The sequence below is a fragment of the Bradyrhizobium sp. G127 genome (assembly GCF_021502575.1).
GTDB lineage: Bacteria > Pseudomonadota > Alphaproteobacteria > Rhizobiales > Xanthobacteraceae > Afipia.
The window spans coordinates 2117999-2138715 of record NZ_JAKFGN010000001.1 but is presented as its reverse complement, the minus strand read 5'-3'; the positions used below and the strand labels follow the sequence as shown (position 1 = coordinate 2138715).

The following is a 20717-nucleotide window of genomic DNA, read 5'->3' as shown; positions in this document are numbered from 1 at the left end:
ATCTATATGAATTTTTTAAAGATACGGGAACGAGACAAATGATCAAACGCCTTGGGTGTATCGTATCTGTGCTTGCCTTGGGATTAACGCTCAACGCTCCCCTCGCTCATGCGGGAAAGTGGGAAGACGGACTCAAGGCTTTTGCACGAAAGGAATACGCCGCCGCCGCAAAATTCTTCCGGCCTCTCGCAGAAAAGGGGAACGCGGTAGCGCAGTATCGAATTGCGTTGATGCATAAAATGGGATTGGGCGTTTCGAAAGACCGCAAGCTGGCTCAGAAATGGAGCCGCCTCGCTGCGAAACAGGGCAACACCGACGCGCAGGTTCTTCTTGGAAGCCTCTACTACAAGGGAGAAGGCGGCGAGTCTGACGACATCGCGCGCGCGTACATGTGGTACGACATTGCTGCGACGCAGGGAAATGCCGACGCCAAGAAAGAACTCGCTACTGTATCAAACGAATTGACCCCCCAGCAGATCGCGGAAGCGCGGGCAAAAGCTCAGAAGTGCGCGTCATCAAGCTATAAGCAATGTGACTGACCACGGCGGACGGCGCGATCAGATGCGATCTCGCTGCTTATTAATCCCTGACACGGTCGAAGTTCTGCAGCGGCGTCCGCAAGGAGTTAAGGCCGCCGCTCGAGGTAGAAGTGCAGAACGTGCGCTATGCCGGGACTAAGGCTGCGCGTTTCAATGCCCACGCTTCCGTGTTCATGTTGCATAAGTCAGGTGACGCACAGGGGCAGACTGGCTGGCTGGGGAACTAGGATTCGAACCTAGACAAACAGAGTCAGAGTCTGTTGTGCTACCGTTACACCATTCCCCAATCGATTGCGGACGAGACTGGCGTGTGTTGAAGCACGCCGGACGGATCGCTATCCAAATCAGCAAATCGATATTGCGCGCTCGATATAAAGCGCGGTTGCGCTGCGGTCTACCCCTGCCTTGCACCATCTCTACCCAGACGTCAGAAAGCCGTGAGCATTTCATCCCGACATCCCGCTGGAAGCTCCATTAATCCAAGGTAAACAAAGGCTTAATTGAATCTTGGAGACCATTTTGCAAACCAGCCCGCTTAGATAAAAATACCTCATGTCTCCCGAGACTTAGCGAAACTGGCGGCAGTCCCGGCGCTTGGCCTGTTGAAGCTCGCCCCTGCGCCCCCGGCGCGCGCAGCCGGGCCGTTTAACAATTCTTGTGGCAAGTCTTTGTACAGTTGGGGAAATTCGAGCGTTAACACAGGCTAATCCACTGCATGTTGAATTCACCGCAGCCAGCGGCTCTCGGGCGGGTCATTTCGGTTCGCGGGTCGCAAGCCCGCGTCGGACTCATGGCAACGAGCCAGATCAACGACGCCAATGTGCGTGCCACCGTCGGCCAATTTTTCGGGATCCGGACGGCAACCACCATCATTGTCGCGATGATCACCGAGGTCAGCCGCGAGAATCTGCCACCCACCGATAACTACATTGCGATTGCGTCCGTCGATCTGCTGGGCGAGATCGCAGCCGGTCCGTCCGGCCGCTTCCAGCGCGGCGTCACCAGCTATCCGACCATCGGTGATCTGGTGGACGTGCTGACCAACCAGCAACTGCGGACGGTGTACGCTCCTTCGAAAGCCGAGCAGATCAATATCGGCACGCTGCAACAGGACCCGTCCGTCACAGCTTATGTCGATGTCGAGGACATGCTGAGCAAGCACTTCGCGGTGCTGGGCTCCACCGGCGTCGGCAAATCCAGCGGCGTTTCGCTGCTGCTGAACGAAATTCTGCAGGTACGGCCCAACCTGCGTGTCTTTCTGCTCGACGTGCATAACGAATACGGCCGCTGCTTCGGCGACAAGGCGCTCGTTCTCAATCCACGAAATCTTAAGCTGCCATTCTGGCTTTTCAATTTCGAGGAATTCGTCGATGTGATTTTCGGCGGACGCCCCGGCGTTCCGGAGGAGCTCGAAGTTCTTATCGAACTCATCCCGGTGGCGAAGGCGACCTATACGCAATACCAGAACACGGATCGCCTCGGCCTGAAGCGCGTTGATCCCAAGACCATCGGCTATACCGCCGACACGCCCGTGCCGTACCGGCTTGTCGATCTGATTTCGCTGATCGACGAGCGCATGGGCAAGCTGGAAAACCGCTCCTCGCGCATCGTCTATCACAAGCTGATTACGCGTATCGAAACTGTGAAGAACGATCCGCGCTACGCCTTCATGTTCGAGAACGCCAACGTCGGTGGCGACACGATGGCCGAGGTGATCAGCCATCTGTTCCGCATGCCCGCAAACGGCCGGCCCATGACGGTCATGCAGCTTGCCGGCTTTCCCGCCGAAGTCGTGGACTCGGTGGTGTCTGTGCTGTGCCGCATGGCATTCGATTTCGGATTGTGGAGCGACGGCGCATCGCCGATGTTGTTCGTTTGCGAGGAAGCGCATCGCTACGCCTCCGCCGACCGCGGCGTAGGCTTCGGACCGACGCGCAAGGCTGTGTCGCGCATCGCCAAGGAAGGCCGCAAATATGGTGTCTATCTCGCGCTGGTGACGCAGCGTCCGGCCGAACTCGACGCGACCATCATTTCCCAATGCAACACGCTGTTCGCGATGCGGCTTGCCAACGAACGCGACCAAATGCTGCTGCGCTCTGCGGTCTCGGATGCCGCGGCGAATCTCCTGTCATTCGTGCCGTCGCTCGGAACGCGTGAAGTGTTGGCCTTCGGTGAAGGCGTCGCACTGCCGACAAGGCTCCGCTTCAAGGAAGTCCCGGCACACCAGTTGCCGCGCAGCGAAGCGACCATCGCAACGACACCGTCGGCTTTAAGCGGTCACGACATCAGTTTCGTCAGCTCCGTGCTGGAGCGCTGGCGCGGCGCGACGTCGCATCGTGAAACACCGAACGACCCAACGTTCGATCGAGGCGTGGCGGAACGTCCCATTCCCCGCGCGCCGGAAGCCCCCATGCTGCAACCCTCGCTCGGCCTCGATCCGGACCGGTTCTCGTTGCTGAAAAAGCCGTTGCGCTGATTGCAGTTCATCGCAGGACTGCCGCGCGCAAGCGCATGCTTTGCGGCGGCATCGTCCTCCTTTATGGTCCGGATCAGATTTCTTGACTGCATCGGATCATCAGCATGACCACGCCTCCTATCAGCCGCTTTCCCGTCCCTGCGTTAAATTCGCTGCCGGACGACATCCGTACACGAATTCTCGGCGTACAGGAGAAATCCGGCTTCGTGCCCAACGTCTTTCTGGCGCTGGCCTATCGACCAGACGAATTCCGGGCATTTTTCGCCTACAATGACGCGGTGATGGAAAAAGACGGCGGCCTGAGCAAGGCCGAGCGCGAAATGATCGTAGTTGCGACCAGTGCGGCCAATCAGTGCCACTACTGTGTCATCTCGCACGGAGCTGTGTTGCGCATCCGCGCCAAGAATCCGCTGATCGCGGACCAGATCGCCAACAATTACCGTAAGGCCGACATCACGCCGCGGCAGCGCGCCATGCTCGATTTCGCGGTCAAAGTCTGCCTGGAGTCGCAAAAGACATCGGCGCAGGATTTCGAAATGCTGCACAGCCACGGATTCAGCGACGATGACATTTGGGACATCGCCTCCATCGCAGCCTTCTTCGCCCTGTCCAACCGCATGGCAAGCGTCACCGACATGCGCCCGAACGACGAATTCTATATGATGGGCCGCGTGCCGAAGTCGTAACGCTACGGTTCAAGAGGACTTCGATTTGCTCGAATGGTGGGACATTGTGCTCCGACTGGGTGTCGCCACGCTGACGTCGGGTGCGATCGGCCTCAACCGTGACCTGCATGGCAAACCGATCGGCCTACGCACGCTAGGCATGGTCGGCCTTGCGACTTCGCTCGTCGTCCTGATCGCCAGCCCGGCGTCGCTCGAAGCGGGTCAGTTATCGGACGCAACGAGCCGTGTCGTGCAGGGCATCCTCACCGGCATCGGCTTTCTTGGCGCCGGTGTCATCGTTCATGGCGACCAACACAAGGTGAAGGGACTGACGAGCGCCGCTTGCGTCTGGTTCACCGCGTGCATTGGAGTCGTGTGCGGCCTCGGGCATTGGCGGCTGGTCGGCATCGCACTCGTGATTGCGCTATTGCTGCTGATGTTCGGCGGCCCGCTGGAGCGGACGTTGCATGGCCTTTTCGGAGGCAAGCCACCGGACGACACGCAACCGAATTGATCCCGCAGCCCTTCGCATCACCTTCAAGGCATCACATGTTGGATAGCGTGCGCTGCACACGGCATATTTTCGTACCGATCCGCGACACACGTTCCCACCTATCCTTTTCGGCATCACAGGAATACCTTGTTTCCTGGAGACATGTTTGTCCTGCGGACTAATATGCGTAGATCGATCTGGAAGCTCTCTTGATGACTGACGGCGAACATCGTGTGCTTAAATTTCGTCCGCGCACGCATGCACGGCCGCCAGTGGCCAGTGCGCCTGGTCCCCTTGCGCCCGACCTGTCACGGTTTGAGCGCGAGGGTGAAAACCCGGATGAATATCGCCACCGGATGATTGCCAATATCGCCGCGATTGCATTTACGGCAGCGCTTACAGGGATCGGCATCTGGCTTGCCGTGACCCTCGCGGACCTGCGTAATACTCAGGATTGCGTGTTGATGGGGCGGCGGGATTGCGCGCATATCTCGGCGCAGACCAGCGATGTGATTCGCCACAATTAGCCTTGAAAACCGGCCCGGTTTGGGTCCTGTTGCGCCATTGAACTCGAGGCACCGCTCCGATATACGGGGATTCAACCCGTCAACGGGGATCGCGGCACTGCAAGACGCCGCGCCCCACCCCAAGAAATGGCATTTAGCTCAAAAATCTCAAAGGTTTAGCATGTCGTCTACATTCGATCAGGTCGCCACGATCATTGCGGAAACGTGCGACATTCCTCGTGACACGATCACCCCGGAAAGCCACGCCATCGACGATCTGGGGATCGACAGCCTCGACTTCCTCGACATCGCCTTTGCGATCGACAAGGCGTTCGGCATCAAGCTGCCACTCGAGAAATGGACGCAGGAGGTCAACGACGGCAAGGCCACGACCGAACAGTACTTCGTCCTGAAGAACCTCAGCGCGCGCATCGACGAATTGGTCGCCGCCAAGGGCGCCTGACGCGCCCGCCATGCATCTCGAATACTTCCAGCTCATTGACCGCATCACCGATCTCGACGTCGGCAAACGGACGATTACGGTCGAGGCGCAGGTCCCGCAGGCCAGCACCATCTTCGAAGGACACTTCCCCGGCTATCCGCTGATGCCGGGCGTGCTGCTGATCGAAGCCATGGCGCAGACCTCGGGCTGGCTTTTGATCGCACTTCTGAAGTTCGAACGCATGCCGTTTCTGGCCAGCGTCAAGGAAGCCAAGATGCGCGACTTCGTCACGCCGGGCGAGTTGCTGACGATCGACGCGAGCATCGTGCACGACGGCTCCGGCTTCGCCATCACCGACGCCAAGGTCCGCGTTGGCGGCAAACTGAAATGCAACGCAACGCTGACGTTCCGCCACACGCCGTTCCCAAATCCCGATTTGCGCGGACACATGGAATCCATGGCAACGCGTATCGGCTTTCCCCAACAGGCAATCGCTCATGGCTGAGACAACTTCATCGCCCGGCGGCACGCGCGAAGCCTGGATCACCGGCATCGGATTAGCCACGTCGCTCGGCGAAGGTCTCGATGCTCACTGGGATGCACTGAACAGCAAGACAGTGAACGTGGACGAGACGACGTTCGCCCCTTACGTCGTTCATCCGATGACGAAGCTGAGTTTCGACGCCCAGATTCCAAAGAAGGGCGATCAGCGCCAGATGGAAGCCTGGCAGCGGATCGGCACCTACGCCGCGGGTCTCGCTCTCGACTCCGCCGGGGTGAAGGGCAACACCGAAATTCTCTCGCGTATGGACATGATCGTCGCCGCCGGCGGCGGCGAGCGTGATCTCGCGGTCGATTCCGCGATCGTCAATGCCGACGTTCAGGGCAACGCCGCGCCGGGCTTTCTCAACGAACGGCTGATGAACGATCTGCGTCCCACCCTGTTTCTGGCGCAGCTTTCAAACCTGCTCGCGGGCAACATTTCCATCGTACACGGCGTCACTGGATCGTCGCGGACCTTCATGGGCGAGGAATCTGCCGGCATCGACGCCACGCGCATCGCGCTTGCGCGCATCCTGAACGGCCAAAGCGACATCGCCCTGGTCGGCGCCGCGCAGAATAGCGAGCGCAAGGAAATGCTGATGCTCTATGAGTTCGGCGATTTCAATCTCAAGAACAAGTTCCTGCCGGTCTGGGAGCGCGACAATGGTTTTGCCCTCGGTGCGGGCGGGGTGTTTCTTGTCATCGAGTCGAAAGACCATGCGATGGCACGCGGCGCAAAACCCTATGCCCGGCTAACCAAAGTCGTTGCTGATCACGCGCTGCGCAAATCTCCGGGCGAGGTAACCGCTGCGCTCGACGGTTTGTGGTCGAAGATCGGAACGGTCGGCAAGAGCGCAGCGATCATCACCGGAGCAACAGGGGCAGCACCGGCGACCGCCGAAGAGCGCGTATTTCTCGGCAAGCATCACGATATTCCCGCCCGCGGCACCGGTACGGCCTTTGGTCATGTGATGGAGGCACAGCTCCCGCTCGGCCTCGCGCTCGCGGCGCTGTCGATCTCCCGCGGGGCACTGTTTCCGCCCCACGATAATTCAGGTGTCGAGATTGAAATGGCGAAGCCACCATCCCAAATTGTGGTGATTGGAACCGGTCACTGGCGCGGCGAAGGCATGGCGCTGGTCGAGGCCATTTAGCGGGGCATGAAAACACCATGACATCCACTCGCGATAAATTCGGACGGCCGGTCGTTGTGGTCACCGGCATGGGCGTCGTCACGTCCCTTGGCGCTGGCAAATCGGACAACTGGGCTAAGCTGACGGCGGGCGAATCCGGCATTCGCACCATCACCCGCTTTCCGACCGAAGGCCTCAAGACCACGATGGCCGGCACGATCGATTTCGTTCCCCTTGAACCTTTCTCGTCCACGGCCCTGTCGGAAAAACTCGCGGACATCGCCACCGAGGAAGCCGTCGCGCAGGCCAATATCGGCAGCAAGGGCGACTTTCCCGGTCCCCTGTTTCTGGCAGTCGCCCCGATCGAGCTCGAATGGCAGCCGCGGCAGGACATCGCCCGCGCCACCGGAATGACGTCCGGCATTGATTACGACGCGCTGCTCAAAGCCAGCGGCGGCGGCAGATTCACCGGCCTGCATCGCCGCTTCCTGTTCGGCTCGGTCGCCGATCATCTGGTCGAAACTTTCGGCACCAAGGGATCTCCAATTTCCCTCTCCACCGCATGCGCATCCGGCGCCACAGCGATCCAGCTCGGCGTCGAGGCGATCCGCCGCGGCGAAACCGATGCCGCGCTGTGCGTGGCGACGGATGGCTCGGTCAATGCCGAAGCGCTGGTGCGGTTCTCGCTGCTTTCAGCGCTGTCAACCAACAACGACCCACCCCAGGCTGCCGTGCGTCCGTTCTCCAAGAACCGCGACGGCTTCGTGATGGCGGAAGGCGCCGGCGCGCTGGTGCTCGAAAGCCTGGAAGCGGCCACCGCGCGCGGCGCGAAAATCCTCGGCGTCGTCGCGGGCTGCGGCGAACTCGCCGACTCGTTCCATCGCACCCGTTCCAGCCCTGACGGCAAGCCGATCGTCGGATGCGTGAACAATGCGCTGTCGGACGCCGGCATGAGCACAGACCAGATCGATTACATCAACGCCCACGGCACCGGAACGCCCGAGAACGACAAGATGGAATATCTCGGCATCTCGATGGTGTTCGGAGAACGCGCCAAGCAAATTCCGGTGTCGTCCAACAAGTCGATGGTCGGCCATACGCTGTCGGCAGCCGGCGCGGTGGAAGCCGTGTTCTCGCTGCTGACGCTGGAACATCAGAGGATCCCGCCGACGATCAATTACGACGTGCCCGATCCTGCGATCCCGTTCGATGTGGTGCCGAACAAGGCCCGCGACGCGCGCGTGAACGCGGTGATGTCGAATTCGTTCGGTTTCGGCGGCCAGAATGCGTCCCTGATCCTGACCCGCGAGCCCGCCTGAGGACCCGCGCGAGGGCTTCGGGCGCGGTTGACGCCGCCGCCTGAACCGGCGATACCCACCTCCAAATCTGCAAGCAAATTCAGTCTCTCAGGACGCCTTCATGCGCGCGCTTTCCCTCGTTGCCGACCGCCAGCTCGTGGTCGCGGATGTTCCGCCTCCCCCACCGCCGGGACCGGGCGAGGTCCAGATCCGCGTCAACGCCGTCGCGCTCAACCATATCGACGTTTGGGGTTATCGCGGCATGGCCTTCGCCAAGCGCAAGCTCCCGCTCGTGGTCGGCGCGGAAGCCTCCGGCGAGATCGCCTCCGTCGGCGAAGGCGTGACACGCTTCAAGCCGGGGCAGAAGGTCGTCATGTATGGCGCGCTGACCTGTGGTGTCTGCCCCGCCTGCAAGGCGGGCCGCGACAACCTGTGCGAGAATGTCGCCGGCATCATGGGCTTTCATGTCGACGGCTTCGCGCGCGAGTTGATGAACCTCAACGAGCGGCTTGTCATTCCGGTGCCGGATGGCGTCTCGGATCGCGACGCCGCCTGCGCACCGATTGCGTTCTCCACCGTGCAGCACATGCTGTTCGACAACGCCAAGCTGCTCCCCGGCGAAACCATCCTGGTGCATGCCGGCGGCTCGGGCATCGGCACCGTCGCGATCATGATGGCCAAGGCGATCGGCTGTACCGTTATCACCACCGTCGGCGACGATTCCAAGATCGAGGGCGTGAAGGCACTCGGCGCGGATCACGTCATCAACTATCGCAAGGATCGTTTCGAACACGAGACCCGCAAAATCACCAAGAAGAAAGGTGTCGACGTCGTGTTCGAGCACGTCGGCGCAGACACCTTCAATGGCTCGCTGCTGGTTCTCAAGCGCGGCGGACGGCTGGTGACCTGCGGTTCGACCTCGGGTCCGACGACCACCATCAACCTGATGCAACTGTTCCAGCAGCAGTACCGCATCTTTGGATCGTTCGGCGCGACGATGAAGAATATCGCCGAAAGCCTCGACAAGATGGCTGCCGGCATGAAGCCTGTGATCGATACAGAAGTGCCGATCGATGACGTCGCCGCGGCGCTGAAAAGAATGGAAAGCCGCCAAGTGTTCGGCAAGATCGTCGTCACGTTCTGATGCGCCGGCTGTTTCTCCGCGCCAAGGCCGTGCTGCGGGACGTGCTCAAGCCCGTGACGGGGGCTATTCTCGGCACAATCGCGGTCGGCCTGCTGCGGGGCACCCGCTATTTCAATCCGGACCGCACGGCTAACTTCTTCGCATCGGTTACGCGCGTCATCGGCCCCTGGCTGCCGGAACATAAGATCGGCCGTGCCAACCTGACCGCCGCATTCCCCGAGAAAATCCCCGCCGAGATTGACGCCATTCTGACCGGCGTATGGGACAATCTCGGACGCGTCGGAGCGGAATTCGCCCATCTCGATCATCTGTGGGATCTCGATCCTGAGCATTGGGAGAGCCGGCGCATCGAACCCGCGCCCGGTGCCATCGAAAAATTCATCGCGCTGCGCGACGATGGCAAGGGCGCGTTGATATTCGCCAGCCATCTCGGCAACTGGGAGTTACCGGCCCTCGCTGCCCCTGCCTATGGCCTTGAGTCAGCGATCCTGTTCCGCCGCCCGAACATTGCTGCGGTCGATCGCGCAATTCAGGATATCCGCTCCGTCAACATGGGCACGATGATCGCCACCACGCACGACGCACCGCTGCGGCTGGCGCAGGCGCTGCAAAAAGGCGTCCATGTTGGCATGCTGGTCGATCAGCATTTCAGCCGCGGTGTCGATGTGACCTTCTTCGGACGCACGGCAAAAGCCAATCCCCTGCTCGCCCGTCTGGCGCGGCAGGTGGAATGTCCGATTCATGGCGTGCGGATTATCCGGCTGCCCAATCATCGCTTCCGCATCGATCTGTCGGACGAAGTGAATCCGGTGCGCGATGCCGAGGGCAAGATCGACGTGCAGGGCACCACGCAGGCGATCAACACGGTGATCGAGGGATGGGTGCGCGAGCATCCCGAGCAATGGCTGTGGCTGCACCGCCGCTGGCGGTGATTACCGCCCTGTCTTCACCCGCGTCCACAGACGGTTGATGATACGCTGGGTGGCCGCGTCGCGGGCCGTGATGACGAACAGACGATTCAATGTCGCCTCGTCGGGATAAACCGTCTTGTCGTTGATGATCTTCGGGTCGATCAGCTTCTGACTCGCCAGATTTCCGTTTGCATAGGACAGAAAGTCTGAATTCTTCGCGGCGACGTCGGGCCGATAGAGATAATTGATCAGTTCGTAGGCCTCGGAAACGTTCTGCGCATCCGCCGGAATCGCGAAGTTGTCGAAGAACATCTGCGCGCCCTCCTTAGGGATCGCGTAGCCGATCTCCACGCCGTTCTTCGCCTCTGAAGCGCGGCTCTGCGCCTGCTTGATGTCGCCGGACCAACCCACCACGAAGCAGATTTCCCCGGTGGCCAGCGCGCTCAGATATTCGGAGGAGTGAAATTTGCGCACATAAGGCCGCACCTTGCCGACAAGATCGGCGGCCTTGTCCAGATCAGCCTGCCTGGTCGAATTGGGATCGATGCTAAGATAGTTCAGCGCCGCGGGAAGGATGTCGTCGGCAGAATCCAGCATATGAATCCCGCAATCCTTGAACTTGGCAAGGTTCTCTGGCTTGAACACGATGGACCAGGAGTCGATCTTCGCATCCGGCCCGAGAATGTCCTGCAGCTTCTTGATGTTATAGCCGATCCCCGTGGTGCCCCACATGTAGTTGGCGGCAAAGGTATTGCCCGGATCGTAGACCGCGAGACGTTTCGTCACTTCCGGCCATGCATTGACGAGATTGGGCAGCTTCGACTTGTCGAGCTTCTGGAAGATGTTCGCCGCGATCTGGCGCTGCAGGAAATACGCCGTCGGCATCACGACATCGTAACCGGATTTTCCGGCCAGCAGGCGCGTCTCCAGCGTCTCGTTGGCATCGAATGTATCGTAAGTGACCTTGATGCCGGTCTCCTTGGTGAACTGTTCGAGCACGCCGGGCGCCATGTAGTTCGACCAGTTGTAGAAATTCACGCTGCGCTGCTGCGCCGGGGCGGCGCTCCCTGCCGACAGCAATCCCGCGACAACCATTGCCGCACGCATTACGTTCGTCACGAATGTACCCATATCAGCAGCCTCGTCTCAGCGATGAAGTACGCACGACAGCCGTTCGAGTGCAGTGTCGAGCGTCGCATCCTTTTTCGAAAAGCAGAACCGCACCACCGAGGTTACGTGGTTTTCCTCATAAAAGGCCGAAACCGGAATCGCCGCGACCTTGTGCTCATGCACCAGACGCTTGCAAAAGGCTTCGTCGGTTTCGTTCAACCCCAGCGGCGCCAGATCGACATTGAGGAAATACGTGCCCTGCGAGTCGAGAACGGGAAAGCCGATTCCGGACAGGCCCCTGCTCAAACGGTCGCGGCTGCGCGCCAGCTCGGTCCGCATCTGGAGGAAATATTCGTCGGGCTTGCCGAGGCCATAAGCGACAGCAACCTGAAGATTTGGGGCGGTCGTGAACGTGATAAACTGATGCGCCTTCGCAAGCACACGCAGGATATGAGGCGCGGCGCAGACGAAGCCGATTTTCCAGCCGGTCAGTCCGAACATTTTTCCGGCCGAGCCGATCTTGACCGTACGGTCGCGCATGCCCGGAATCGAAATCAGCGGGATATGCTTGCGGCCGTCGAATACAACGTGCTCCCAGACCTCGTCGCAAATGGCGATCAGGTCGAACTCCTGACAGATGCGCGCCAGCATTTCGAGATCTTCGCGTGCATAGACCACCGCCGCCGGGTTAAGCGGATTGTTGAGTATCACATAACGCGTCTTCGGCGTAATCGCCGCGCGGATCGCTTCTTCCGGCAGGCGCCAGTGCGGCGGCTCCAGGCGGAGGAATTTGGGAGTGCCTCCGGCCAACCGGATGATCGGCACATAGGAGTCGTACATCGGCTGGAACACCAGCACCTCGTCGCCGGGCTCGACCAGCCCGAGGATCGAGCCGGTCAGCGCTTCCGTGGCACCCGAGGTGACCATCACTTCGCTCATGGCATCGAGCTTCACGCCATGCCAGTGGCCGTAGTGGGTAGCGATCGCCTGCCGCAACTCTGGAATGCCCATCATCGACGGGTATTGGTTGTAGCCGTTCAGGACCGCGTCGGCGGCCTTTTCCCGGATGTCGAGCGGTCCTGGATCGTCCGGAAATCCTTGACCGAGATTGATCGCATTGAGATCGCGCGCGGCCTGCGACATCACGTCGAAGATGGTGTTGGGCAGGTCCGCGAAAATCTTGTTCATCGGAAGAATCAGCCGCCCGTCTTGGATGGCAGTCCGGCAGCCTTCCACGCCAGCATTCCGCCCGCGAGGTGCGAGTCGTAGGGTTTGCCGGCAACCTGCGCGGCAAGCGACGCTGTCACCGAGCGCTTGCCGGAGCGGCAGGCAAAAACGACCGTCTTGCCCTGCGGATCTGGAATTTGCGCCGGATCGAAGGTTGAGAGTGGCACCACTACCGCGTCCGGATAGGCTTCAGCCGCGACCTCATTCGGCTCGCGCACATCCACCAGCAGATAACGCCCTTGCGCAATTCCCGCGGCAACCTCTTCCGCCGTCAAATCGTGAACTTTCGACACATCGACCTCCACTGGCGTAACTCCGAAACGTGCCCTTGGAGATTTCCAGATTGGCATCGACTTCGGAAAAGCATGCCCCCGAGGCCTGCCCCAAGGACCCGCGCCCGACGAAGAAATCAGACGCAAACGGCGCACAACCTCTCTTTTTACAAGGAGAAAATCAAGCCGCCACGATTGGGTAACGACCGCTGAAGGAGGTTCAGGAGACGCTTTCCCCTCTATTCCCAAAGCGGAAGGGAAGAAATCCCTCGCGACCCGATAAGAGCGGAAACGCGACCGCCTAGATCGTGATCTGGGTGCCCACTTCCACGACACGGCCGGTCGGAATCTGGAAGTAATCGGTGGCGTCGTTCGCCGACCGGCTGAGCGCGATAAACAGATGATCCTGCCAGCGCGGCATTCCTGAGTGAGCCGCGGGCTTCAGGGCACGGCGGGACAAAAAGAACGACGTCGACATGATGTCGAACTGCCAGCCGAGCTTGCGCGCGATCGCCAGCGCCTTCGGCACATTGGGTGACTCCATGAAGCCGAACGTCAGCCGCACCGTCGAGAACTTATCGCTGATGTTTTCCATGCGCACCCGGTCGGCCACATCGACGCGCGGCGTCTCTGCGGTGCGGATGGTCAGGATCACGTTGTGTTCGTGGAGCACCTTGTTGTGCTTGAGATTGTGCAGCAATGCGGTGGGAACGTAATCGGGGTCGCTGGTGAGAAATACCGCGGTGCCTTTCGCGATATGCGGCGGGCGTTTTTCGAGGCTCTTGATGAGATCGACCAGCGGCACTTCCGTGCGCCGGGTCTTGTTGAAGAGGATCGCAGTGCCACGCCGCCACGTCCAGATCAGGCCCGCCATCAGGATTCCGAACAGCACCGGCACCCATGCGCCCTGAAGCAGCTTCAACAGATTCGCCGTCAGGAATGTCAGATCGACGATCACCAGCGGGATGATCAGCGTAGCCGCGGTCGCGGCGCGCCAGTTCCAGAGCTTCCAGATCACGACGAAGCACATGATGCCGTCGCAAACCATCGTGGTGGACACCGCGATGCCGTAGGCCGAGGCTAGACCGCTTGAGGTGCGGAACAGGCCGACAAGCAGCAGAACGCCGATCAGCAGCAGTACATTGACGCGCGGCAGATAAATCTGTCCGGCGTGCGACTCGGACGTGTAACGGACCTCGAACCGCGGCAACAAACCGAGTTGAATGGCTTGACGCACCAGCGAGAAGGCGCCGGTGATAACGGCTTGGCTTGCAATCACGGTCGCTGCGGTCGCAAGACAGATCAGCGGAACCAGGAGATTGTCCGGCACCATGCGATAGAATGGGTTTTCGATCGCTTCCGGATGCGACAGGACCAGAGCGCCCTGCCCGAAATAATTCAGCAACAGGCACGGCAGCACAAAATAGAACCACGCCGCCTGGATCGGCTTGCGCCCGAAATGGCCAAGATCGGCGTACAGCGCCTCGCCACCGGTCACCGCCAGAAACACCGCACCGAGAATCACCAGCCCGATCACGCCATGCGTCAGCAAGAACCGGACGGCAAAAATGGGGTTGATGGCGTGCACGATTCCCGGATCGTCGCTAATGTGCATCAGCCCCATGACGCCGAGCGTCAGGAACCAGATGATCATGACGGGGCCAAAAGCTCTGGCGACTATGGCCGTGCCCCGGCTTTGCACGGCAAAGAGGCAGACAAGGATCACGATCGCCAGCGGTACGACATAGGGCTCCAGCGCCGGTGTGGCGATCTTCAAACCCTCCACTGCCGAGAGCACGGAAATGGCCGGCGTGATCATCGCATCGCCCAGGAACATCGATCCGCCGATCACGCCCAGCGCCAGCAAAAACCAGCTTCGCCGTCCCAGCGCCCGCTGCCCGAGCGCCATTAGCGACAGCGTGCCGCCTTCGCCGTTGTTGTCGGCGCGCAGCAGCAGCAACACGTATTTGATGGTGACGACGATGATCAAGGACCACAGGATCAGCGACAGCACACCGAGCACGATGTCGCGCGAGACCGGTCCGCCATGTGTGGCGTTGTGGACGGCTTCGCGAAAGGCGTACAGCGGCGAGGTGCCGATGTCGCCGAAAACCACGCCGATGCTGCCAAGTGTAAGGGCCCAAAAGCCGGTGCTTACCGGCACCTCTTGGGGCGTATCGGCGGGTGTGTCGCTGGCAGCCATGATCGAGGGAACGCCCTGACGGTGTCTTTGATCCCGGCACGCCCGGTAATCGTTCGAGTGGCGCTTCTTATATCACTGCCATCTGATGTCCACTGCCGCGCATCAAGAAAGCCGCGGAAACATAGCCGCGAAAAGGTATTATGATACAGCAAGACTAAGGTTTAAGATTGGGCGGTAACGGCGGATCTTCCCGCAACAGTGTGATGGTCACCCGCCGGTTTGCGGCAAGCGAGGGATCGTCCGGGAAAAGCGGCTGGGTGTCGGCCTTGCCCGTCACGGAGGCAATGTGAGAGGTCGGCAGGCCTTCCTGTTCGAGGATCTGGCGCACGACATTGGCCCGGTCCGCCGACAAGTCGAAGCCGCCATAGCCGGATCGCGACGGAATGAAGTTTGCGGAGGTATGCCCCACGATGGCGATCGGCAACGGTGTTGCCTTGAGCGGCCCAGCAAGTTTCTGGATCAGGCGCCGCGTCCGCTCCAGCGGCTGCTTCGAGCCGTCGGCGAACATCGAGCGGCCGTCCTGATCGACGATCTCGAGATTGAGCCCCTGCTTATTTTCCTCGAACATGATGTGCTTGGACAGTTCGGTAATTTCCGGCAGATCCTGCAACGCCTGACGCAGCGAGGCTGAAGCCAGCGCAAATTCGCGGTCGGTCTTCATTCGCGCGCCGGCCGTTTTGTTCTTGTCTTCCTGATCGGGGGTCGGCGTGTTGGAGGCCTCCTCCGGCGGAATATGCGCGACGTTCCGCATCTTGGGACGCGTCGGCAAGCCGTCGGACTCGATAAGGCCTGAGAAGCGCGAGGCGTTCTGGACGCCGAAAGCATCGCGCATCGAGCCTGCGACGATTTTTAGCTTCTGCTGATCCTGCGTCGAGAAAGCGACAAGCATCACGAAGAAGCTCATCATAAGGGCCATGAGATCGGCGAAGGTCACGAACCAGCCGTGACCTCCCGCGTGAGCTCCACCCTTCTTTTTCTTGGCCATGGCCTTTTGCCGCCCTACATCAAACGCGAAAGATCAAGCCGGAACCGGCTCGCCCTCTTCATGGCGATGCTTTTCGGGCAGGTAAGCCAGCAGCATTTCGCGAACGAGCGTCGGAGATTTCGCATCGCGGATCATCAGAATGCCGTCGATGATCAGCGTGCGGTTGGTGTCCTCATCGGTCAGTTTGACGTGCAGCTTGTCGGCGATCGGCAGACAAAACAGGTTTGCGACCAGAGCGCCGTAAAGCGTTGCCAGCAGCGAAATCGCCATGAACGGACCGAGCTTCGACGGGTCGGCCATGTTGGAAAACATCTGCACCATACCGATCAGCGTGCCGACCATGCCGAAGGCCGGTGCACAGTCGCCGATGGCCCGATAGATCTTCTGACCTTCGTCGAGATGAAGCAGAAAGTTGTCGCGGTCGCGCTCCAGATTGTCGCGGATGAACTCCATGTCGTAGCCGTCGGCGACGTAGCGAATGCCTTTGGCGAGGAAGGGATCGTCGGTCTCAACCTTCTCGAGTCCGACCGGCCCCTGCTTGCGCGCGATTTCCGCAAGCTGCGCCAATTCATCCACTAACTCGCGCGACGTCGTGCGGCGCATAGTGAACGCGTATTTCAGGCCCAGCGGCATGCCGTGCATGATGGCGATAAAGGGAAATCGGATCAGCGTTGCCGCGAACGAACCGCCGAAGATGATGATGATGGCGTGGCTGTCGTAGAAAATCCGGAAATCGCCGCCCATCAGAACGAGAGTGGTAAGAACGGCGATGCCGATGAGAATGCCAGCCCCGGTGGCGATATCCATGTCAAACTCCGACGCAACCCTACAGCGCGGCTCGTTCTGAGGCGCGCATCGGAACCCTAGCGTCGGGGCCATTAAATTCGCGTAAAGGTTATCGAATTTGGATGCGTATGCGGCACGTTTGTGGCGCGCCTTGCGAAAGCAGGCTCACATAGCCGGATTTGACGCGCATCCTGCTACCGCGCAGAAGTCACCGTGACAAATGTCAGGAATTCCTTAACCATTCGCCCGCGCGAATACGCGCTAGTTCAGGCGCGTCGGACGATCATCCTCAGCGGGATCGACAGTCGCGGGAAAATCCGGGACGTCGGCAGTGTAACGCGGGGCGGCTTCACTCGCAGCCGCCGCGACGCGCGCCCGGCGCTCGTGTTCTCGATAGGACGCCCACCCGATCGGCAAACTCAGGAGATAGAGCAGTGAGCCGCCGGTCAACAGATGCCACGGATAGCTGATCAGGACGGCAATAAACAGGACGACCAACACGACCACCGGCAGCACCATGTCCGGCGCGATCTTGCCGCCGATCATCTTGCCCGAAAACACCGGAAGGCGGGACACCATCAGAAATGCAATGGAGAGCGTGAACAGTGCCGTGATCGGAGCCGGCAATTGCGGCGCGCCGATCAGCACCAGGTACATCGGCAGCAGCACGCAGATCGCGCCGAGCGGGGCCGGCACGCCAGTGAAATAATTCGCGGCGAACGGCGGCTTGTTCGGATCGTCCATGGTGGCGTTGAAGCGCGCCAGCCGCAATCCACCGCTGATCGCGAAGATCATCGCCGCGATCCAGCCGACATTGTTGAGGTCGTGCAATTGCCAGAAATACAGGATCAGCGCAGGCGCGACGCCGAAGTTGACGAAGTCCGCTAGGCTGTCGAGCTCGGCGCCAAACCGGGACTGACCCTTGATCATGCGGGCGACGCGGCCGTCAATACCGTCGAGCACCGCGGCGAACACGATCGCAGCCAGCGCCAGTTCGTTGCGGCCTTCGATGGACAGCCTGATCGCGGTCAGGCCGGCGCAGATTGCCAGCAGCGTAATGACGTTGGGCACCAGCATCCGGATCGGAATCTGGCGAAACCGGCGGCGGCGCAAATCTGGCGTTCGGGGGTCGGGAAGCATGTCCATAAGACCTTATATAACAGGCCCCACCCTGCGCCGCCATTGTGGCGAAAAGCCCTTCCGGATGATCTCGGGCGTGGTTAATCCACCCGGTAGCTGCGGCCACCGTCGCCGAGCTTGAAATCGGCCAGTACGGTCTCGCCTGCAATTGCCGTCTGGCCCTCCGACACCAGCGCCTTGGCACCTTCCGGAAGGAAAACGTCGAGCCGCGAGCCGAAACGGATCAGCCCGAACCGCTCGCCCGCCCCCAGAACCTGGCCCTCTTTCACAAACGACACGATGCGGCGGGCCACAAGCCCCGCGATCTGGATAACGCCGATCCGGCCGGCCGGAGTCGAGATCACCAGCGAGTTGCGCTCGTTGTCCTCGCTCGCCTTGTCGAGATCGGCATTGAGAAACTTGCCGGGGCGATAGGCGATGCGATCGACGCGGCCCGCCACCGGGCTGCGGTTCACGTGACAGTTGAACACGCTCATGAAAATCGAGATGCGCGGCAGCGGCGTGTCGCCGAGGCCGAGCTCTGCAGGCGGCACGGCCTGCACCACCATCGATACGCGGCCATCGGCCGGCGACACCACAATGCCCTCGCGAACCGGAGTCACGCGCACGGGGTCGCGGAAGAACAGCGCGCACCATACTGTCAGCCCGCATCCGATCCAGCCCAGCGGTGTCCAGATCCAGAACAGGATCAGGCTGGCGAAGGCAAAGGCGCCGATGAACGGGTAGCCTTCCGGATGGATCGGTGGAATTTGATCGCGGATGGACTTCACGACAGACATAAGTTCTCAGACCTGCGGTTAAAACGTGACCTAAATTATTCGGCGGCTTCCGGCGCTGCCAACGGATCATCGACCGGCGGCGGCACGCGATTGGGCGCGATGTTCTCGTCGGCCATCATGGCCAGCTTTTCCCGCGCTTCCTGAGCCTCACGTTGCCTGTTCCACATGCTGGCGTAAAGGCCGTTCGCCGTCAGAAGCTGTGAATGGGTGCCGCGCTCGGCAATGCGGCCCTGATCCAGTACGATGATTTCATCGGCGCCCACAATGGTGGACAGCCGGTGCGCAATCACCAGCGACGTACGGCCGCGCGACACCTTCTCCAGTTCGTCCTGGATTTCCTGTTCAGTGTGGCTGTCGAGCGCCGATGTGGCCTCGTCGAGCACGAGGATAGGCGGCGCCTTCAATATCGTGCGCGCAATCGCGACGCGCTGCTTCTCTCCACCCGACAGTTTCAACCCGCGCTCGCCGACTTCCGTCTCGTAGCCGTGCGGCGACATGCGGATGAAGCCGTCGATCTGCGCCATTGCCGCAGCCGCCTCCACTTCCGCATCGCTTGCGTCCCAGCGTCCGTAGCGGATGTTGTAGCGGATGGTGTCGTTGAACAGCACAGTGTCCTGCGGCACCATGCCAATGGATGCGCGCAGCGACGCCTGCGTGACATCGCGGATATTCTGTCCGTCGATGGTGATCCTGCCGCCGCTGACATCGTAAAGCCGGAACAGCAACCGCGAAATCGTGGACTTGCCGGCACCGGACGGGCCGACGATGGCGACCGTCTTGCCGGCGGGCACTTCGAAGCTCAGCCCCTTCAGAATGGGCCGCTCGCGATCGTAGGAAAACTTCACGTCTTCAAAGCGCACAGTGCCGGCAGACACCTGCAGCGGCGGCGCGCCTGGGATGTCCTTGACTTCGGGATTTTTCGACAGCACTCCGAACATCTTCTCGATGTCGATGATGGCCTGTTTGATTTCCCGGTAGACCATGCCCATGAAGTTCAGCGGCTGGTATAGCTGGATCATCATGGCGTTGACCATGACGAAATCACCCACGGTGTTGGTGCCGTTGCGCACGCCCATCGCGCACATCAGCATCGTCGCGGTAAGACCGAAGGTGAAGATCACCGCCTGCCCGGTATTCAGCAGCGCGAGCGAGGTATAGGTGCTCACGCTGGCGCGCTCATAGCGAGCCATGGATTTGTCGTAGCGCCCCGCTTCACGCTCCTCGGCGCTGAAATACTTCACCGTCTCATAGTTGAGCAGCGAGTCGATCGCCTTGGTGTTTGCCTCGGTGTCAGAATCGTTCATCCGGCGCCGAATCTCGATCCGCCATTCCGTCGCGTAATAGGTGAAGAGCATGTAGATAACGACGGTGACGAACGTCACCAACACATAGCGCCAGTCGAACTGCCACAGCAGCACACCCATCATCAGCACCAGTTCGACGATGGTTGGCGCAAGCTGAAGGATCACCATGCGCACCATGGTCTCGATGCCCGTCCGACCCCGCTCCAGCACACGGGTCAGGCCGCCAGTTTTGCGCTCGAGATGGAAGCGCAGCGACAGTTCATGCATGTGGACGAAGGTGAGATAGGCGAGCCGGCGCACCGCGTGCATCGCGACGCTGGCGAAGATGCCGTCGCGCCACTGCGTCAGCACCATCATGAGGATGCGAATGGCGCCGTAGCTCAACGTCATGATCAACGGCGACGCGATCAGCCACAATGCCCAGTTCGACGACTGGACCGGCGCGGTGTCAGCGCCGGTCAGGGCATCGACGGCCCACTTGAAGGTGAAAGGGACGAACAGCGTCGCGGCCTTGGCGACCAGCAGCAGCACCATCGACCAGACGACACGCATCTTGAGGTCGGCGCGCTCGCCCGGCCAGATGTAAGGCCACAGATGCGCAAGCGTTCCGAACAGCGTCGCCTTCTCGGCATTGACGTCCGGGGCTCTCGGCGGCGGCGCGTCGTGCAATGCCTCGGCTGGATCGGCGGGATAGAGGTCGGCCATTAAACGTCAGTCACCTTGAGGCCACACGCGGCCAAATGGTGCGCCGGACGTGTTTT

General features: G+C 60.7%; 20 protein-coding genes and 1 tRNA gene. 11 read left to right on the top strand and 10 right to left on the bottom strand.

All coding sequences use genetic code 11. From position 1 onward, the window contains the following. Positions 1–38: 38 nt before the first annotated feature. Positions 39–539: a tetratricopeptide repeat protein gene (locus LVY71_RS10080; RefSeq protein WP_235099654.1), complete on the top strand. Its 501-nt coding sequence runs from the start codon at positions 39–41 to the stop codon at positions 537–539. Positions 540–751: 212 nt separating this feature from the next. Here the strand turns inward: LVY71_RS10080 and LVY71_RS10075 are convergent. Continuing rightward, a tRNA-Gln gene (locus LVY71_RS10075) sits at positions 752–825 on the bottom strand. A gap of 429 nt (positions 826–1254) precedes the next feature. Here LVY71_RS10075 and LVY71_RS10070 point away from each other — a divergent pair. From LVY71_RS10070 to LVY71_RS10025, 10 genes are all read left to right on the top strand, one after another. Further along, a complete protein-coding gene (locus tag LVY71_RS10070; RefSeq protein WP_235099653.1) occupies positions 1255–3015 on the top strand; it encodes an ATP-binding protein in 1761 nt (586 codons plus the stop codon). A gap of 104 nt (positions 3016–3119) precedes the next feature. After that, on the top strand, positions 3120–3701 hold the full coding sequence (locus LVY71_RS10065; RefSeq protein ID WP_235099652.1) for a peroxidase-related enzyme: 582 nt from the start codon (positions 3120–3122) through the stop codon (positions 3699–3701). 25 nt (positions 3702–3726) lie between these two features. Continuing rightward, positions 3727–4194 carry an MgtC/SapB family protein gene (locus tag LVY71_RS10060; protein ID WP_235099651.1) on the top strand — a complete coding sequence of 156 codons (468 nt, stop codon included), beginning with the start codon at positions 3727–3729 and terminating at the stop codon, positions 4192–4194. A gap of 191 nt (positions 4195–4385) precedes the next feature. Continuing rightward, positions 4386–4700 (top strand): hypothetical protein, encoded by a 315-nt coding sequence (locus LVY71_RS10055; protein WP_235099650.1) that lies wholly within the window; start codon positions 4386–4388, stop codon positions 4698–4700. A 160-nt stretch (positions 4701–4860) separates the two neighbouring features. Continuing rightward, entirely contained in the window at positions 4861–5142 is a 282-nt protein-coding gene (locus tag LVY71_RS10050) for an acyl carrier protein (protein ID WP_002711294.1), read from the top strand. 10 nt (positions 5143–5152) lie between these two features. Continuing rightward, positions 5153–5626 (top strand): 3-hydroxyacyl-ACP dehydratase FabZ family protein, encoded by a 474-nt coding sequence (locus tag LVY71_RS10045; protein WP_235099649.1) that lies wholly within the window; start codon positions 5153–5155, stop codon positions 5624–5626. Next, a complete protein-coding gene (locus LVY71_RS10040; RefSeq protein ID WP_235099648.1) occupies positions 5619–6818 on the top strand; it encodes a beta-ketoacyl-ACP synthase in 1200 nt (399 codons plus the stop codon). The genes LVY71_RS10045 and LVY71_RS10040 overlap by 8 nt, the downstream gene beginning before the upstream one ends. A 17-nt stretch (positions 6819–6835) precedes the next feature. Next, positions 6836–8116: a beta-ketoacyl-ACP synthase gene (locus tag LVY71_RS10035; RefSeq protein ID WP_235099647.1), complete on the top strand. Its 1281-nt coding sequence runs from the start codon at positions 6836–6838 to the stop codon at positions 8114–8116. A gap of 100 nt (positions 8117–8216) precedes the next feature. Beyond that, positions 8217–9239 carry a zinc-binding dehydrogenase gene (locus LVY71_RS10030; protein WP_235099646.1) on the top strand — a complete coding sequence of 341 codons (1023 nt, stop codon included), beginning with the start codon at positions 8217–8219 and terminating at the stop codon, positions 9237–9239. Continuing rightward, positions 9239–10171, top strand: coding sequence for a lipid A biosynthesis lauroyl acyltransferase (locus LVY71_RS10025; protein ID WP_235099645.1), 933 nt, complete (start codon positions 9239–9241; stop codon positions 10169–10171). The genes LVY71_RS10030 and LVY71_RS10025 overlap by 1 nt, the downstream gene beginning before the upstream one ends. Here LVY71_RS10025 and LVY71_RS10020 read toward each other — a convergent pair whose 3' ends face one another. From LVY71_RS10020 to LVY71_RS09980, 9 genes are all read right to left on the bottom strand, one after another. Further along, positions 10172–11257, bottom strand: a complete 1086-nt coding sequence (locus LVY71_RS10020) for a polyamine ABC transporter substrate-binding protein (RefSeq protein ID WP_235100076.1) — start codon at positions 11255–11257, stop codon at positions 10172–10174. It lies immediately after the preceding gene. 39 nt (positions 11258–11296) lie between these two features. After that, positions 11297–12448, bottom strand: a complete 1152-nt coding sequence (locus LVY71_RS10015; RefSeq protein WP_235099644.1) for an aminotransferase — start codon at positions 12446–12448, stop codon at positions 11297–11299. Between the two features lie 8 nt (positions 12449–12456). After that, positions 12457–12837, bottom strand: coding sequence for a rhodanese-like domain-containing protein (locus LVY71_RS10010; RefSeq protein ID WP_235099643.1), 381 nt, complete (start codon positions 12835–12837; stop codon positions 12457–12459). 223 nt (positions 12838–13060) lie between these two features. Beyond that, the gene (locus tag LVY71_RS10005) at positions 13061–14962 is read right to left on the bottom strand and encodes a potassium transporter Kup (protein WP_235099642.1); all 1902 of its coding nucleotides are present in this window, start codon (positions 14960–14962) and stop codon (positions 13061–13063) included. Between the two features lie 154 nt (positions 14963–15116). Beyond that, complete coding sequence (locus tag LVY71_RS10000) at positions 15117–15947, bottom strand: OmpA/MotB family protein (protein ID WP_235099641.1); 831 nt, start codon at positions 15945–15947, stop codon at positions 15117–15119. Between the two features lie 33 nt (positions 15948–15980). Continuing rightward, the gene (locus LVY71_RS09995; RefSeq protein WP_235099640.1) at positions 15981–16754 is read right to left on the bottom strand and encodes a motility protein A; all 774 of its coding nucleotides are present in this window, start codon (positions 16752–16754) and stop codon (positions 15981–15983) included. Positions 16755–16994: 240 nt separating this feature from the next. Further along, a complete protein-coding gene (pssA, locus tag LVY71_RS09990) occupies positions 16995–17879 on the bottom strand; it encodes a CDP-diacylglycerol--serine O-phosphatidyltransferase (RefSeq protein WP_502797550.1) in 885 nt (294 codons plus the stop codon). Between the two features lie 74 nt (positions 17880–17953). After that, positions 17954–18652, bottom strand: a complete 699-nt coding sequence (locus LVY71_RS09985; RefSeq protein ID WP_235099638.1) for a phosphatidylserine decarboxylase — start codon at positions 18650–18652, stop codon at positions 17954–17956. A 35-nt stretch (positions 18653–18687) separates the two neighbouring features. Next, on the bottom strand, positions 18688–20661 hold the full coding sequence (locus LVY71_RS09980; protein WP_235099637.1) for an ABCB family ABC transporter ATP-binding protein/permease: 1974 nt from the start codon (positions 20659–20661) through the stop codon (positions 18688–18690). Between the last annotated feature and the right edge of the window lie 56 nt (positions 20662–20717).

Excerpts from the sequence above, each read along its gene's own strand:
- LVY71_RS09995 (WP_235099640.1), bottom strand. The coding sequence starts at position 16,754 with ATGGATATCGCCACCGGGGCTGGCATTCTCATCGGCATCGCCGTTCTT.
- LVY71_RS10005 (WP_235099642.1), bottom strand. The coding sequence starts at position 14,962 with ATGGCTGCCAGCGACACACCCGCCGATACGCCCCAAGAGGTGCCGGTA.
- LVY71_RS10055 (WP_235099650.1), top strand. The coding sequence starts at position 4,386 with ATGACTGACGGCGAACATCGTGTGCTTAAATTTCGTCCGCGCACGCAT.
- LVY71_RS10070 (WP_235099653.1), top strand. The coding sequence starts at position 1,255 with ATGTTGAATTCACCGCAGCCAGCGGCTCTCGGGCGGGTCATTTCGGTT.
- LVY71_RS10035 (WP_235099647.1), top strand. The coding sequence starts at position 6,836 with ATGACATCCACTCGCGATAAATTCGGACGGCCGGTCGTTGTGGTCACC.
- LVY71_RS10065 (WP_235099652.1), top strand. The coding sequence starts at position 3,120 with ATGACCACGCCTCCTATCAGCCGCTTTCCCGTCCCTGCGTTAAATTCG.
- LVY71_RS10045 (WP_235099649.1), top strand. The coding sequence starts at position 5,153 with ATGCATCTCGAATACTTCCAGCTCATTGACCGCATCACCGATCTCGAC.
- LVY71_RS10080 (WP_235099654.1), top strand. The coding sequence starts at position 39 with ATGATCAAACGCCTTGGGTGTATCGTATCTGTGCTTGCCTTGGGATTA.
- LVY71_RS10050 (WP_002711294.1), top strand. The coding sequence starts at position 4,861 with ATGTCGTCTACATTCGATCAGGTCGCCACGATCATTGCGGAAACGTGC.
- LVY71_RS10030 (WP_235099646.1), top strand. The coding sequence starts at position 8,217 with ATGCGCGCGCTTTCCCTCGTTGCCGACCGCCAGCTCGTGGTCGCGGAT.
- LVY71_RS10010 (WP_235099643.1), bottom strand. The coding sequence starts at position 12,837 with ATGCCAATCTGGAAATCTCCAAGGGCACGTTTCGGAGTTACGCCAGTG.
- LVY71_RS10025 (WP_235099645.1), top strand. The coding sequence starts at position 9,239 with ATGCGCCGGCTGTTTCTCCGCGCCAAGGCCGTGCTGCGGGACGTGCTC.
- LVY71_RS09985 (WP_235099638.1), bottom strand. The coding sequence starts at position 18,652 with ATGTCTGTCGTGAAGTCCATCCGCGATCAAATTCCACCGATCCATCCG.
- LVY71_RS10015 (WP_235099644.1), bottom strand. The coding sequence starts at position 12,448 with ATGAACAAGATTTTCGCGGACCTGCCCAACACCATCTTCGACGTGATG.
- LVY71_RS10000 (WP_235099641.1), bottom strand. The coding sequence starts at position 15,947 with ATGGCCAAGAAAAAGAAGGGTGGAGCTCACGCGGGAGGTCACGGCTGG.
- LVY71_RS10020 (WP_235100076.1), bottom strand. The coding sequence starts at position 11,257 with ATGCGTGCGGCAATGGTTGTCGCGGGATTGCTGTCGGCAGGGAGCGCC.
- pssA (WP_502797550.1), bottom strand. The coding sequence starts at position 17,879 with ATGGACATGCTTCCCGACCCCCGAACGCCAGATTTGCGCCGCCGCCGG.
- LVY71_RS10040 (WP_235099648.1), top strand. The coding sequence starts at position 5,619 with ATGGCTGAGACAACTTCATCGCCCGGCGGCACGCGCGAAGCCTGGATC.
- LVY71_RS09980 (WP_235099637.1), bottom strand. The coding sequence starts at position 20,661 with ATGGCCGACCTCTATCCCGCCGATCCAGCCGAGGCATTGCACGACGCG.